This window comes from Ureibacillus aquaedulcis, from assembly GCF_030418165.1.
GTDB classification, from domain to species: domain Bacteria; phylum Bacillota; class Bacilli; order Bacillales_A; family Planococcaceae; genus Ureibacillus; species Ureibacillus aquaedulcis.
In genome coordinates this window covers 21,819-36,857 of sequence record NZ_JAUHTQ010000024.1, presented here as the reverse complement: position 1 = coordinate 36,857, position 15,039 = coordinate 21,819, and the positions used below count along the sequence as shown (strand labels likewise).

13 protein-coding genes and 1 pseudogene are annotated in these 15,039 nt (G+C 32.7%); 6 read left to right on the top strand and 8 right to left on the bottom strand.

The window, feature by feature from the left end; all coding sequences use genetic code 11:
* Nucleotides 1-77 precede the first annotated feature (77 nt).
* From QYB95_RS18580 to pdxR (QYB95_RS18560), 5 genes are all read right to left on the bottom strand, one after another.
* Entirely contained in the window at nucleotides 78-467 is a 390-nt protein-coding gene (locus QYB95_RS18580) for a His/Gly/Thr/Pro-type tRNA ligase C-terminal domain-containing protein (protein ID WP_301139860.1), read from the bottom strand.
* Between the two features lie 809 nt (nucleotides 468-1,276).
* A complete protein-coding gene (locus QYB95_RS18575; RefSeq protein WP_301139859.1) occupies nucleotides 1,277-1,702 on the bottom strand; it encodes a YfmQ family protein in 426 nt (141 codons plus the stop codon).
* A gap of 205 nt (nucleotides 1,703-1,907) precedes the next feature.
* Complete coding sequence (gene deoC / locus QYB95_RS18570) at nucleotides 1,908-2,549, bottom strand: deoxyribose-phosphate aldolase (protein ID WP_301139858.1); 642 nt, start codon at nucleotides 2,547-2,549, stop codon at nucleotides 1,908-1,910.
* 24 nt (nucleotides 2,550-2,573) lie between these two features.
* Nucleotides 2,574-4,070 carry an aminotransferase class I/II-fold pyridoxal phosphate-dependent enzyme gene (locus QYB95_RS18565; protein WP_301139862.1) on the bottom strand — a complete coding sequence of 499 codons (1,497 nt, stop codon included), beginning with the start codon at nucleotides 4,068-4,070 and terminating at the stop codon, nucleotides 2,574-2,576.
* Between the two features lie 498 nt (nucleotides 4,071-4,568).
* Nucleotides 4,569-5,999, bottom strand: coding sequence for a MocR-like pyridoxine biosynthesis transcription factor PdxR (gene pdxR, locus QYB95_RS18560; protein WP_301139857.1), 1,431 nt, complete (start codon nucleotides 5,997-5,999; stop codon nucleotides 4,569-4,571).
* A 608-nt stretch (nucleotides 6,000-6,607) separates the two neighbouring features.
* On the opposite strand from pdxR (QYB95_RS18560), the gene QYB95_RS18555 reads away from it, so the two are divergent.
* The 3 genes and pseudogenes from QYB95_RS18555 to QYB95_RS18545 all read left to right on the top strand — a co-directional run.
* Nucleotides 6,608-7,297, top strand: a complete 690-nt coding sequence (locus QYB95_RS18555) for a response regulator transcription factor (RefSeq protein WP_301139856.1) — start codon at nucleotides 6,608-6,610, stop codon at nucleotides 7,295-7,297.
* A complete protein-coding gene (locus tag QYB95_RS18550; RefSeq protein ID WP_301139855.1) occupies nucleotides 7,294-8,541 on the top strand; it encodes a sensor histidine kinase in 1,248 nt (415 codons plus the stop codon). The genes QYB95_RS18555 and QYB95_RS18550 overlap by 4 nt, the downstream gene beginning before the upstream one ends.
* A gap of 292 nt (nucleotides 8,542-8,833) precedes the next feature.
* Nucleotides 8,834-9,637 (top strand): annotated as a pseudogene (locus tag QYB95_RS18545) (DUF4822 domain-containing protein); the annotation flags it as partial.
* 167 nt (nucleotides 9,638-9,804) lie between these two features.
* On the opposite strand, the gene QYB95_RS18540 reads toward QYB95_RS18545, so the two are convergent.
* Nucleotides 9,805-10,233 carry a GlcG/HbpS family heme-binding protein gene (locus QYB95_RS18540; RefSeq protein WP_301139853.1) on the bottom strand — a complete coding sequence of 143 codons (429 nt, stop codon included), beginning with the start codon at nucleotides 10,231-10,233 and terminating at the stop codon, nucleotides 9,805-9,807.
* Between the two features lie 511 nt (nucleotides 10,234-10,744).
* On the bottom strand, nucleotides 10,745-11,362 hold the full coding sequence (locus QYB95_RS18535) for an FMN-binding negative transcriptional regulator (protein ID WP_301139852.1): 618 nt from the start codon (nucleotides 11,360-11,362) through the stop codon (nucleotides 10,745-10,747).
* Nucleotides 11,363-11,505: 143 nt separating this feature from the next.
* Between QYB95_RS18535 and pdxR (QYB95_RS18530) the strand changes: the two genes are divergently transcribed.
* The 3 genes from pdxR (QYB95_RS18530) to QYB95_RS18520 all read left to right on the top strand — a co-directional run bounded on the left by pdxR (QYB95_RS18530) (nucleotide 11,506) and on the right by QYB95_RS18520 (nucleotide 14,212).
* Nucleotides 11,506-12,888, top strand: coding sequence for a MocR-like pyridoxine biosynthesis transcription factor PdxR (pdxR, locus tag QYB95_RS18530; protein WP_301139861.1), 1,383 nt, complete (start codon nucleotides 11,506-11,508; stop codon nucleotides 12,886-12,888).
* A gap of 490 nt (nucleotides 12,889-13,378) precedes the next feature.
* Complete coding sequence (locus tag QYB95_RS18525) at nucleotides 13,379-13,561, top strand: helix-turn-helix domain-containing protein (RefSeq protein ID WP_301139851.1); 183 nt, start codon at nucleotides 13,379-13,381, stop codon at nucleotides 13,559-13,561.
* 111 nt (nucleotides 13,562-13,672) lie between these two features.
* Nucleotides 13,673-14,212: a hypothetical protein gene (locus QYB95_RS18520; protein ID WP_301139850.1), complete on the top strand. Its 540-nt coding sequence runs from the start codon at nucleotides 13,673-13,675 to the stop codon at nucleotides 14,210-14,212.
* A gap of 315 nt (nucleotides 14,213-14,527) precedes the next feature.
* Here QYB95_RS18520 and QYB95_RS18515 read toward each other — a convergent pair whose 3' ends face one another.
* Nucleotides 14,528-14,656: a hypothetical protein gene (locus QYB95_RS18515; RefSeq protein ID WP_301139849.1), complete on the bottom strand. Its 129-nt coding sequence runs from the start codon at nucleotides 14,654-14,656 to the stop codon at nucleotides 14,528-14,530.
* Nucleotides 14,657-15,039: the final 383 nt, after the last annotated feature.

The following is a 15,039-nucleotide window of genomic DNA, read 5'->3' as shown; positions in this document are numbered from 1 at the left end:
GGTGAATAAATTCTATCTGTTTCCAAAACAGCTGAAATTAAAGCTATTTGTTGCAACATCAGGAGATTATTGCATTTTCACCTATGCCTACGTTTATCTTTCAGTAATGGTTTGCTAAAAATATAACTTTTTTCTTCAGTCGCTCCTGTCATGATATTCTTAAGTTGATATGTGTTATCCTTAACTTCTAGCTCACCTAAAACTATAACGTTCGGTATATTTTCTCGATTTGCCTTGTCCATCGCCTTGCGTATTTTTTTGTCGCTCAGTTCAACGACCACACGTTTTCCTTGTTGACGAAGTGTTGTGTCCAACTGTAATGCTACCTTTTCAACGACCATAGGAATAATAAAAACATCAATTTCACTTATAACAGCAACTTTTCCATTCAATTCAAATACTGTAAATATCACATCTAAACCAAATGAAATACCGACGGTCGGGAAGCTTTGATCGCTGCCAATCAAACCACCAATCGCATTGTCATAACGACCACCACTACCGATACTTGATATGATGGAACCTTCCTTTAAAAAATTTCATAGATAGCCCCTGTGTAAATTTCAAGGCCAAGTGCTAAAAATGGATTAAAAATGCAATTGTCCATTATATTTAGAGCTTGCAAATACGAGATTATTTTGTTATTTACATATCTGTTGTTTCTTAAAAAAAACTGGAAAACCTGCCACAGGGTAAGTTGTAGCAGGTTAGGAAGAAATACTCAATACACTAAGAATGAATAAGGTAACGACCTTTATTGTCTAGTTACCCTATTTGCCATTCCCATTGAGAGTCAGTAATATCTTTCTACAAATTTAGTTGTTCTCAAAGTAAGGAATGGCAAATAGGGAAATCCTTAGGTGATTTATATAGTTACTATCTAAATATATGATTAACTTCCTTTGGAACTGATTTTAACTGATTTAGAGTAAAAAATTAGCCCCTTGATTTTTGAAGTTACTTTGTAAATGACACTTGATGAGAACAGTATTATAGAATTCATTCACTATTTTTCAATTAAGGAAGTACAATATTTATTTAACTACGATGGTAAATTTAGAATACAAAACTACACCCCCAATTGTTATTAGTTGGTGGACAATAACAATTGGGAGCAGCTAGTTTTCTAAAAAACAGATTAGCTTAGTTCTTTATTTAGTGTTAATCGGGTTCTAGCGTACCCAATAATATTTTTCGTCAGCCTTCTGGATGTTTTGAGCTTTTCTAATTTATCCCTATATTTATAAAGAAAATATAGTTTTTTCATCGAATTCACCTAAATAGTAAAAACTTTTAAGCTCTCCGATTTAAGACTATAAGAAGTTATTTTCTTTTTTTTCTGCTTTACAACAAAAATGTTATCATCTTCACAATAAACGAAAAAATTCACTTCCTTATTTCTACGTATAACGTTTATAACAAATGGAATAATATTAGTCTCTGGATGAAGAAACTTTTCTTCATTGCCAGGATATATATGATTTCTCTCTAAAAAAACAGCATCATTGAAAAAATCAATGAACTCAGACTTATCTTCGCCATCTAAGCTTACTCCATTAAATGTTATTATTACTTCATTGGGATCTAGTTTCGGATGAAGTGCAAATTTACTTAAAACCCATTCTACTAGAGCACTTGGAGGACTCGTTAACATTTTAAATAAAATTCCCGCCATTATTACCAAAAAAGCAGTCCATGTCATATTCTTCTAACCCCTTCCTTACTTAGATATAGTTAGTTATTTAAGAATAAAAACCCTTAAAAAATTATTCTTTCGTCTATGATGAAAATTACATTATCAACTATATTAAGTTGCCATTTCAACGATAGTTGAATCTTTACTATTTTGTTATGAATGCCTATTACAGTATTACTGCCTATATTAAAGCTATAAAGCCACTAACCTATCAAGCAAATATTTTCACAGCAGAACTAGTCCCTATTCTCGAAGCACCTGCATCAACCATTGATTTTATATCGTCTTTATTACGTACTCCTCCTGATGCTTTTATGCCAGCTTTAGCACCAACAGCTTGTCTCATTATCATAACGTCTTCAACAGTTGCTCCGTGTAGAGAAAAGCCTGTTGAGGTTTTGACATAGTCTGCACCCGCACTTACTGCTATCTCGCATGCTCGTACTTTTTCTTCATTTGTTAACAGACATGCTTCGATGATTACTTTAACTAGGGCGTTACCTCTTGCAGCATTTACAACTGAACGTATATCTTCTTCAACTAGCGCATAATTTTCACTTTTTAATGCCCCAATATTAATCACAGTATCTATTTCTTTTGCTCCGTTTAATATTGCATCTTTAGCCTCAAATGCCTTAGTATCTAGCGTGTTTGCTCCTAAAGGAAACCCTATTACCGTACATACTTTGACATCTGAATCACGCAATAATTGTGCGGAAAGTTTTAGCCATAAAGGAATTACACAAACAGATGCAAAGCCGTATTGTTTTGCCTCTTGACATAAATTAATTATTTCTTTTTCTGTGACTTGAGGTGAGAGTAATGTATGATCAATTAATTTAGCAAAATTCATCTTGTTTTCCTTCTTATCAATTTATTATTTATTTGCAAATGATTCTTTAATTACACGTATTTTTCTAAATTCAATATCTTCTGCACCTTGAACAGGCAGTCCAACTTCGATATTTCTTCGTGTATATTCTATATTATCTTTAGTAATAATTTCTCCCGGTATAAATATAGGGATTCCTGGTGGATAAACCATCACAAACTCTGCTATTATTCTGCCTTCAGATTGTTCAAAATCTACTACTTCTTTTTCTGCATAAAAAGCATCTCGTGGAGTTAGAGCCAGTGTTGGAATCTCAGGTAGTAAGACAGAACTATCAATATTTTTATCATCTTGACTTTTAAACTCCTGCGACAGCACTGTCAATGCTTCGACCAGTACACGTAAATCATCCTCTGAATCTCCCGGAGTTACAATACAAAGTATGTTGTATAAGTCAGACAATTCGACTTCAATTTTGAAATGCTTGCGAAGCCATTTTTCTACTTCATAACCTGTTATACCAAGTTCCTTCACTGATATTAATAGTTTCGTTGGATCCATTGAGACTGCAGCACTGGATTCTAAAACTTCATGTCCCATGCAATATAAGTAGTCAATCTCGTTAATTTTTGTACGTGTTCTTTCCGCTTTTCTAATAGTTTCCTCCAATAAGGCTTGTCCCTCAGTTGCTAACATTCTTCTAGCAACATCCAAAGAAGCCAATAGCAAGTATGAGGTTGAAGTTGTAGTAAGCATGCTTAAAACCGATTGAACCCTCTTAGAAGAAACAAGGTTTCCTCGTAAATTTAATATTGAGCTTTGCGTAAGAGAACCACCCAATTTATGAACACTAGTTGCTGCAAGATCCGCTCCGGCCGCCATTGCTGACAGAGGTAAGTCTTGATGAAAATGTATATGAGCTCCATGTGCTTCGTCGACAAGTACAGGGATTTCCCTTAAATGCGCGATTTCTACTATTTTTTTCAAATCACCTGACACACCATAATAAGTTGGATTGATAACAAGAACAGCTTTTGTATCCGGATTTAAGTTTAATGCCTTCTCAATAGAATCTGGTGTAATCCCATGAGAAATGCCAAAATTAGAATCTACTTCGGGATGAATAAAAATAGGTATAGCACCTGAAAAAACAAATGCACTCATAATAGATTTGTGAACATTTCGCGGAACAAGAATTTTATCTCCTGGTTCACAAACAGACATAATCATGGCTATAATCGCCCCACTTGTTCCCTGTACAGAGAAAAAAGTATAATCTGCTCCAAATGCCTTCGCAGCTAATTCTTGTGACTCTTTTATAATTCCTTGAGGAAGATGCAGACTATCAAGTGGACTTATATTAATTAAATCGATAGATAGGGCATTTTTACCAATGAATTCTTTGAATTCGGGGTCCATACCATTCCCTTTTTTATGTCCAGGAATGTGAAATTGGACAGGTTCCTTTTCGGCATGTTTTATTAAAGCCGTAAATAACGGCGTTTCAAATTGTTCTTCCTTTTCTGTATTTAAGGTCGTAATTGATGCAGCTTCAGCTAGATAGACCAAGTTATTACACAACCTTTCTCATCTAAATGTATTATCACTGTTGTTTTAAATGATTAAAATGCTCTATAAGATCTTGTACTTTTGTATAAGGAGTAAAAATATCCAAACGGGTACTCTTTGTTAAGAAACATTTGGACGAGGATATATAGGGGTTAATATTGTTTAATATTTCACTGATTTACCCTGTCTGGATTGTTCCCAACCCTTCCCCTCCAATTTTTTATATATAATTCTCAAACTCTGTTGTGAATCATAAATGCGAACTATTTACACATTAGTTTACAAACCACTAATCATTAGCCTATTTGGATATTTAATTATCCATCTTTTATCATAAGGAATTTCATTTTTTTATGACCATCCAATTAGATATTATTTTGACCATCCATTTACCATTTTTAAACAAAAAAATCATGACCGAGTCATGATTCTATTGAATAATTTAAGATATAAGTATCTGGAAACAGTAGATTAAAGAGAATCCAGTGCTTCTGAAAACCTTTTAATTCCTTTGTCGATTGATGCTTCGTCTTCCCTAGCAAAAGTAAAGCGAACAAACCCCTTTTTTGAGCCCATTGTTGAACCAGGGACATATATTATCCCCCTTTTTATGGATTCCTCTAGTAATTTAATTTCATTAACATCCTTTTTTATCTTTACCCATATATGAATGCCTCCCTGTGGAACAAAAAATTCCACTTGATCCTTTAAATAAAGGTGAAGGCTCCTAACAATTTGATTTCTCCGCTGTTCCAACTCCTTAACCAATAAATTAATATGTGAATTGAAGTTTTCAGATTCCATAAAATCATTGGCGATCCACTGTGTAAAACTGGAATGACCGAAGTCAATTTGTTGTTTTGCATCCGATAATCTTTCTATTACTGACTTTGGACCAATAATCCAGCCGATTCTTAAACCAGACGCGACGATTTTAGACAAAGAGCTGATATATAAAACATTACCGTGAACATCCATTGATTTTAGAGTAGGAATTCTCTCCCCTGTAAAAGATGTCAAACTATAGGGGTCATCTTCTACTACAGGAATTCCATGTTCAGAGGATATCTCTAAAATAGCTTTACGTTGTTTTTCATTCAGTAAAGAACCGGTAGGATTTTGATAAGCTGGATTTAAGAATATCATTCTAATTCGATGTTTTTTATATAAAGACAATAAATCATCAGAATTTATACCTTCCTTATTTGCAGGTAAATAATATACCTTTAAACCTGCCGATTTAAATATTTGAAGATTATAATTATAAGAAGGATCCTCTATCGCAACTGCATCACCCGGCTTTAATAAACACTGAACTACTAAGTTTAAGGCCTGTTGTGCTCCAGATGTAATGAGTATTGAAGAGGGATTCGTCTCTATACCTCGATATTGTTTTACATGTTTAGTCAGGGTATTTCTTAATATAACGCTACCCTGTGGATGATCATAACCTAAACTCCCAATATAGGAACGTGTTGAAGTTATCTCTCGTAAGATATTAATTGGAAAAAGGTCTTCCGACAATTCTCCACTAGCTAAATTAATAATCTTATGTTCAACAGATTCTTTTCTTATTCTTTGCATAACTGGTAAATTAGGCAAGAATGTACCCGCTTCAATGTATCTATTCCAACTAGGGATACGTTTCTTAGTAATTCCCCATATATCTTTACTGATGGTAGTGCCGCTTCCTCTATTTCTTTCTATGAGTCCATTTGATTCCAACTCGTCATAGGCAGCTACCACGGTGCTTCTATTCAAGTTCATTTCATTGGCTAAATACCGTTCAGATGGTAAGGGTTTATCAGGAGGAAATGTACCATCTGCAATACCTTTTTCGATATATTCAGCAAGTTGTTTATATATAGCTTTTTTTGCTTTTCTGTCTGGTTTCCACTCCATCTATAACAGTCCTTCTCATGTTAATTAGAAATTAATTTTAATATTATATTATAAGACAAATGAATTCATAAATAACCATCCATTTGCTAACTACTTAAACCATCCACTTTATCATTTAAACTCCTTTAATAAACCTTTTGCTGCTTAGAGCTTATTGTGGCGCAGTTTCTTCTCCTCTTAAAGCTAAGTATTTTAAGATGCAAACATTTCTCGTTTTAGTACATTTTGTGATAGTTCTTATATTTCCTTGCCTTTTAAATGTGATGCCACTAGTATGGAATTCAGTTTTGAATCAAGATAACACAAACACATAATTAGCGTATGAATTATTCCCTGCAAAACAGTTGATGAGATTGTTTTTCATAATACTAACTGTAATCGCTTTGTTGATATACTATAACTTTATTTGATTCAATAGTGGGACTGATATGGGAAATGTAAAAAAATAAAAAGCTTGGGACATGTACTCATGCTTTTTTACTACAAATTAAATGGAGAATTAATTGAACTAGCATGAAATGGGGCAAAACAATAAGTAATTTCAACTTGCTAACTTTCTATTTAGGAAAAAAATTCTACATTCTAGAAATCATGAAAGGAAAATATTGATGGATTCAAAAGTAACAGTTTTAATTTGTGATGATAATGTTGCAGTTCATGAGAGCATTAACGCTTATTTACAAGCAGAAAATATAAATAGTGTTTCTGCCTTTGACGGTGAACAAGCTTTAGATCTTCTAAAAAAACAACAATTTGATTTAGTAATACTTGATATAATGCTCCCTGGTCTCTTTGGGACAGAAGTTTGTAAGGAGATTCGTAAAACAAGTGATATTCCAATTATCATGCTAAGTGCACGTGGAGAGGAAATGGACCGTATCATTGGTTTAGAAATAGGTGCCGATGATTATTTGACAAAACCATTTTCCCCTCGTGAAATTGTAATTAGAATCAAAACAATACTTAAAAGGGTTCAACCAAAACAAGATACGTCAAATATACTTAAAGCTTCTAGCCTATTCATTGATATTGAAGGTTATGAAGTTCTAGTTAATGATACGGTGATGGACCTTACAGCCAAAGAAGTAGAATTATTAGCATACTTAGTAAAAAACAAAGGAAGAGTAATCAATCGTGAGGAGTTACTATACAAAGTGTGGGGATATAATTATATCGGTGATACACGGGCAGTTGATACTTTGATTAAACGGATACGTCAAAAAGTTTCAAAAGGCAACCCTGAATTCTCTATAAAATCCATTTATGGTGTGGGATACAAGTTCGAGGAAATCATATGAAAAAATTTCTCTCCAGTAAACTTTCCATTGCATTGATTATATTATCAATTTTTATTATGGGGCAGCTATTAGGTGCATTAGCCATAAAACACTACTTTATAAAATCAAAAATTGATGAGTTTCAACCTCAGCTTACTTCAATTGCAGAAGAAGTATCTGAACGAAATACTATTACAAATAATAATCCATTTTATATAATGGCTTATAATGTCCACGGTGAAAGAATTAAAATTCTAAATAAAAATGAACTTTTACAGAACAGTGTTGATGAAACAAAAGTTAACAAGTTTTTAATTAACTATTTACCAAGAATTGTTAGTAAAAAAACAACTATAGCCGAAATTAAGGAGATACACGGGTTCTCATCAAAAGCGTTGGTAATTGGCCTACCAATAGTTAAAAACAATAAAGTTATTGGGGGGATCTTTCTCCTAAAACCAGCCAGATCTTATGTTGCTGCACTAGATGGCTTTTATCTTGTTTTCTTTACTACATTGGCTATAGGGACAATCATCATTCTTATTTTTTTAAGATTGTTTATCAAAGAAAGGAATCAACTTGAACAAATGCGCAAAGACTATATTGCAAATATAAGTCATGAGTTAAAATCCCCTCTTGCATCTATTAAAGCATTGACTGAAACACTTGCGGATCATGTAGTTACCGAACAATCTAGAATAAATCAATATTACAGTATCATATTAAGAGAAAGTGCTCACCTCGAGAAACTAATTTATGATCTATTAGAGTTATCAAGATTACAAAGCGAAGTAGTTGCTTTTAAAAAGAAAATTGTAAATACAAATCAATTAATTGAACACGTTTCAGAACCTTTTTCTATATTAGCTGAGGATATGGATCTTCAATTTAAAATTACTGACCAAGCAAAAAATCTTCCAGTAACTTACACAAATGAAGATAGGATTATGCAAGTGCTCACTATTTTATTGGATAACGCATTTAAATTCACACCTGAAAATGGGCGTATAGAAATTGACGCAGAATGCACAAATAAAAAAGTTAAAATTTTGGTATCCGATAATGGACCTGGAATTTCAAAGGAATTTCTCCCTTATATATTTGAAAGATTTAAACAAGCCGACAGTTCGCATAACACGGTAGGTAGTGGTCTTGGGCTTTCCATAGCACACGAAATAATGGTACGACTAGGTGAGGAGATTCAAATTAGAAAAAGTCGATTTAACTCTGGAACAACATTTACTATTTCCATAAAAAGAATATAGAAAAAGTATTTTAGAATAAAAAGTACATTTCCACTCTTTTTATGCCACTTTTATGCCACATTGTTTTGTTATTCTTTATTTAGACCTAACAAAGAAGGAGAGAAAACGAATGAATAAAACAACAACTTTATTACTATCCATTTCAATAACAGCTGCTTTAATAGCTGGTTGTAATACTAATAATACGGAGAATAATGTTTCTTCAACAAACAAATCTGAAGAGACTTCATCATCAATAAATAGTACAGCAAATGAGCCAACTCAAACAGAGGAATTATCAAATGGCGATGATATTGCAAAAATTTTAGGTAGTACCCTGTGGCAAGGAACAAAAGTATATGATAAAGATAATAACGATTTAACCGAAGAGAATTCAAACTTTATTGCAATTGCAAAGTACGATGACAAAACGTCAAGATATGAATTCTTTGATAAAGAATCAAAAAATAGTCGAGGTGATTATGGCACTTTCTTCATGACAAACGATGGAAAATATCGTGTACTAATCTCCGAATCAAAAGGAACACAAGGTGTTGTGGAGTTAACAGAAGTTACAAATGATAAATATATTTACAAAAGAGTTGGAAAAGATGCTAATGGAAATGATGTAGAAGTTTTTGTTGAACATGAGCCCTACACAGGTTCGGAACTTGCTTTTACCTCACCAGAAAAAACTTTTGAAACCTTAACAGGAAAAGTTGATGATCAAACAGATGGAGATCAAATTTTAGCAAATACTTTATGGGTTGGATCAGTTGCTTTAGATGAAAATGGTAATGATGTATCTGAATACAACCAAAATTTCTTTGCTCTTGCCAAATATGATGCAGAAACAAGTCATTATGAATTTTTTGACAAACAAACAGGCCAAAGTCGTGGTGATTACGGCTATTATAATGTGCTAAATAATAATAAGCTTAGAGCACATGTATCATTAGGGGATAAAAAATATGGAGCTGTTCTAGAAGTTACTGAATTAAATGAAAATAAATTTACCTATAAACGAATTGGTAAAGATCAAAATGGAAATGATACCACAATTACAGTAGAACATATTCCTTATACTGGAGAATTGAATCCAGAATTTACTCAGTAATACTGAGCTTTCTAAAATAGAATCTCCTTGTTATCAAAAGCCTTTTCTAAATTTAAGCCACTTTCTAAACGTGTTAGCAAGCTACTTACTTTGTAAGTAGCTTGCTTTGTTATTTTTAAAACCTAAAAACTAATCCCCCTCTCGGTAAAGATTTCTACTGCATTTCATTATTTATTATTCCAGGTATATGTCATGTTTTGAAAGGCTTGAACAGCTGCGTTAGCTACTTCAATGTCTTGTGCACTTGTTGCTCCACTGACACCAATACCTCCAATGACTTTATTCTGGTAAATAAGTGGAATGCCGCCTCCTAAAATAACAATTCGCCCTTGATTCGTAGTATTGATACCAAATGACGGACTACCTGGTTGAGCAGCTTTTACTAGATTTTCTGTAGGTATTTGTAAAGCAACACTAGTCCAAGCCTTATTAATAGCTATATCTATACCAGCAATTTTAGCATTATCCATACGATGAAAAGCTATTAAATTTCCTCCCTCATCTACTATTGCGATATCTTCATTTATTCCCATGGATATTGCTTGTTTTTCTGCTTCATTTAATAATGCTTTAGCTAGCGCTAAAGAAATAATCAATACTCTCTCCCCTTTAATTGATAATAATGTATTAAATGAAGCTAAAGTAATTATTGTTACATCTTAAAGAAATACCATTAGTATAAATTATATTAAATCAGGAATTGCCCCTATGAAATATGTATTAATTTTTTAATGTATTAAATGGTTTCTTGCAAAAATTAGGATGAATTAATCCCTTTTCTCAAAATGCTTCGGAACTTCGACAAAAAATAAAGAGGTTTGATATAAACATACCAAACCTCTTTTAGTGCTTTCTATGAAATCCACATAATTTATATAAATTAAACCTCTTCGAAATCAAACTAACCATACATGCTATAATGAATAATTACATCTATATATAGGTGTCATTCATATTAGGTGTGGTTTTGGGAAGTTTTTAATCATGTAAGGTAATCTTTTATAAAAGAATATTACTCCACAATCTGGCCCTTTAATTAAAAATGAGCTCCTATATCCTTCTTGTTCAAGGATAGCGCCCGATTGTTGAAGATTACTATTAAGGTATTTATTTGTATTTTTGTAAATTTTTCTTCATAAGAGATGCAATTTGTAGGTTATCCTGGTTAGAAGTGTTTTCTAGATGCTTAATAACTAATCCTTGACGTTCTATAGTGTGATTTTGACTTAATTTAGCTTTCGCTTCAATCTTTGTTATATCTATTTTGAATGCTGCAATTCCTTTAATCATTCCTTCGATAAATTTAGAATCTACATTTTTTAAATTGTACGAGCTGTCCGCTTTTTCATATTTCTTAACCATGTCATTTAAAGAATCGAATATTACGTTTGGATTATCCACAATTTCCATTTCCCCATATAAATGGATAGACACATAATTCCAAGTTGGAACTCCTTTAGATGTCTCGTACCAAGTCGGCGAAATATAACAATGTGGACCTTGAAAAACCACCAGAATTTGTTGTTTTTCAATATCCTTCCACTGTTCGTTCTGACGCCCGAAATGACCATATAAAACATTTTCAGATCTATTTAGTGTGAGTGGAAGATGGGTAGCGTATGGTTCACCATTGTGCTGAGAAAATAAAGTTGCAAAGCTGTATTTTTCGATAAAATCATAGATAATTTCTTCGTCATTAACCCTAAAATGTTTAGGTATATACATACTTAAGCTCCTCCTTCATAAAAAAATTTTGTTTAAAGAAACAGGTACAATTAAAGCCCTTATATGAGATAGTCTACAATGCAATCTGACATCGAAAAAGGTACAATTATAAGCAAATATAGATGTCAGTGTGGTGGTTAGAAATCCAGAATACAATTTTTGCTTTTAGAGAGGGTCTTCCGAAATACAAACAAATTTACGAACAATTTAAAATATTAATTGAGAAAGGAGATATTCCAGCTAATGATCCATTGCCTTCTATTCGTCAACTCGCAGACTCTCTCCAAGTAAGTCGCAATACGACACTTAGTGCATATGAGCAACTTGTTGCAGAGGGCTATATCCGTAGTGAAGGACGAAAAGGATATTTTGTTAATGAATTAGAACCTCTTATAATTCAAGACACTATATATTCTCAGAATAAACCGAATACAGAGCCGGAGAAAAAAGTTCTAATTGATTTCCGAGCAGGTGCAGTAGATCAGCCCCATTTCCCACTAAAAGTTTGGAGAAGAATGGCAAATAAAGTTTTAGCGTTACCGGAAAGTTTTAGATACGGACATCGTTTTGGAGAGGAATCATTACGTGAACAAATCGCCATGTATTTACTTCAATCCCGTGGTGTCAAAACAGATCCAGCTGCCATTATCATCGGTAGTAGTACTCAACAAATGTTGATTTATCTTGGACAAATTTTGAAGGATGATTTTCCTAGCATTATCGTAGAAGATCCGGGGTATGACGGGGCTAAGGAAGCTTTTCAATTCCATAGTTTAATGCTTGAAGCTTTACCAGTTTATGAGACAGGTACTGACTTCACAAAGTTAGAACAAATGGAATCACGCTTAATTTATGTAACACCCTCTCATCAAAGTCCAATAGGTGTAAGCATTTCAATTCAAGAAAGACAAATGCTTATTCATTGGGCTAACAAGATAAACGGCTATATTATTGAAGACGATTATGATAGTGAGTTCCGTTATACACAACAACCATTTCCGGCACTGGCTTCCATTGATTCGACTAGAGTCATATATCTAGGGAATTTCTCAAAGTCCTTTCTTCCAGGAATCCGTCTAAGTTATATGGTGCTACCCCAGCTACTTTTAAAGCATTATAAAAATCTATTTCATCGCTTTGAGAGTACTGCTTCTCTTCTTAGTCAACTTACAATGGCTAAATTTATGGAAGAAGGAGAATGGAATCGCCATATTAAACGGATGCGTCTTGTTTATAAGCGAAAAATGATGTGCATCGTTTCTGAATTAAGAAAACAATTTAAACAAACTATATCCATTATCGGGGAGCAATCTGGATTGTACATACTAGTTAAGGTACAACTAAACCGTTCAGAACAATGGTTAATCGATCGTGCTTCCAAATATGGAGTTAAAGTGTATCCTACCTCCGTATATTCCATAAACAATCATTCTGATGAACCAATTATTAAACTAGGATTTAGTAATTTGACTTGTGAGGAAATAAAGTTGGGTGTAGAGCTTTTGAAAAAAGCGTGGTCTATATAAGATTTTATCTAAACCGTAACTAACTATAGTTAGTTACGGTTTTACTATTAATTGAGGTGCTAACAATCAAACTTTATCTCCTTTACTCTACTTCTAACAAAAAGGTTTGCTCCACAATCTGGCCCGATTGTTGAATAACGATCAACTTCTATTAACTGGTCTAATTTAACATTAACCCTTATATAAATTAACACAATTATCTTTTTGCATTGAAGTAGTTACTCCACTATGATATCCCCTACATATTAAGTATTTGGGTGAGAATTGCTGGACTAAATAATATATAAGAAACTTGTACAAACCTTTTTTATTAGTTATTAAACTTCAGTTCTTGCTTACCTACATAAAATCCAATTGATATTCTAAATAGTTATTAGCTAGAAGTGAAACTTTAAAAATATAAACTTTATGATTAATTGCTAATATATTTGTCCAATATATAAGATATATAGATTTATATTTCTTATATCCATTTAACAGAAGGACACAAATGAGTAGCAATCATAATCAAGTAATTGGGAGTCGTTTAAAGGAACTACGTTTGGAAAGAGGGTTGAAAATATCCGAGATGGCAGAGTCTTTGTATATCTCGCGTGCTTATGTAGGATTACTAGAGAAGGGAACAAAAAAAGCTTCAAGTAAAGTGTTGGAAAAATACGCAGATTTCTTTTAGATTTCAGTAAAAGAATTAGAGAATCTTAAAACTGAGACTTTAGATAATAAAATAGTTCAAGTTAAAGACTTCCAATCAATTTCAGAGAAGATTAGAGAATTAAACGGTTTATTGTCTAAACTAAATGATGAAATACAAGAGTCACTCCTAGAGCAATTTAAAGAACAAGTTCAACAGACTCTTTATAATCTTCAAACTTTATATGAAGTTTCAGATATTAAGCAATATATTACGAGGTTAATAAATCCATGGTTTTTGGGTGATGAAGAAATAGAGCATGATGTCCAAACAGGTTACATTACTTTACCCAGTGGTCCATTATATTTTCAGTTGGAGACTGACAGAGGTATTGTTCAGCTTCAATTGCAGTATGAAGATCGAGATCATTTAAGCCTTTTTGAGAATTGGTTAGGTGAATGTTCTTTTACATTTAAAACCGACACAAATATCCCTTATATTAGTGAGCCGCAGATAGGTTTAAATGTTTTATGGTTTAATCCAACCATGTCATATCGACAACAATATGAATATATGAATACTAAGAATATACTTTCACATCAACTAAACTATTCTGATTCAAAATTAGAGTGGTATGTGAAAAACTATGATAAACATTTACGACTAGCACTAAACAGAATACCAGTTAATTAATAATCAATAATTATTATAAACAAAATAAAAAAAGAAAGGCTCTGCAAATTCTCTACAGAGCTTTTTTAATATCTTTTGTCATCATTATGATTCTATATAGAGCTCAACAGCATTTCAACAGTTTTTGACGTCAATGGAAATTAAGTCATAATATGTCTTAGCGCTCAATTTGCTAAATCGAATATGCAGTAAGAGTAATCGTTATAATTAAGTTTGAACTCTTAAAACAAATCATCACTATTAGTCAATTACATTATGTAAACTACTTCATGGCGTATACACTTAGACATCCCTGAGTTTAAGCATAATGAATATTCAATATAGAATAATAGAGTTATCAACATCTTCTTTGGAATAGGACATTGTTTCAAACACAACCCCATAATCCGAACATAGTAACCTAGTTCTTGTTAACACTTGTGAAAGACGTTGTTCCACTGCCACTACATTCACCCCTTTACAGATAGCCTTTTTCTTTTAATGATAGTGATTGATTAGTAGCTAAAAAAGATGACCAATTACTTCAATACCAATGATATGTCCAGTTTCAACTAATCTTTATGTCACCTCAATATCTCAGGGCTTGGCGTAGTGACATTCGATGGATGGTTATGTACAACAATGCAGGTATTCTTTTCCATTTATATCGCATATAACAGATATAGCAGTTGGATCTTCATTACAACTCAATCCCCAATGCTTACAAATCCTAAAAAATTCCACCTTATAAATATTGGAATTTCTACTTTTGTTAGGTAGAAAATGTTATATAAGAATTTTACCCTTTTTAATAGTTGGTTTGAAAAGACTGTGTCTATTGTTTCTAT

Bases quoted from the DNA above. Each gene is read 5' to 3' on its own strand.
- QYB95_RS18575 (WP_301139859.1), bottom strand. From the start codon at position 1,702: ATGACATGGACTGCTTTTTTGGTAATAATGGCGGGAATTTTATTTAAA.
- deoC (WP_301139858.1), bottom strand. From the start codon at position 2,549: ATGAATTTTGCTAAATTAATTGATCATACATTACTCTCACCTCAAGTC.
- pdxR (WP_301139857.1), bottom strand. From the start codon at position 5,999: ATGGAGTGGAAACCAGACAGAAAAGCAAAAAAAGCTATATATAAACAA.
- QYB95_RS18555 (WP_301139856.1), top strand. From the start codon at position 6,608: ATGGATTCAAAAGTAACAGTTTTAATTTGTGATGATAATGTTGCAGTT.
- QYB95_RS18550 (WP_301139855.1), top strand. From the start codon at position 7,294: ATGAAAAAATTTCTCTCCAGTAAACTTTCCATTGCATTGATTATATTA.
- QYB95_RS18535 (WP_301139852.1), bottom strand. From the start codon at position 11,362: ATGTATATACCTAAACATTTTAGGGTTAATGACGAAGAAATTATCTAT.
- QYB95_RS18525 (WP_301139851.1), top strand. From the start codon at position 13,379: ATGAGTAGCAATCATAATCAAGTAATTGGGAGTCGTTTAAAGGAACTA.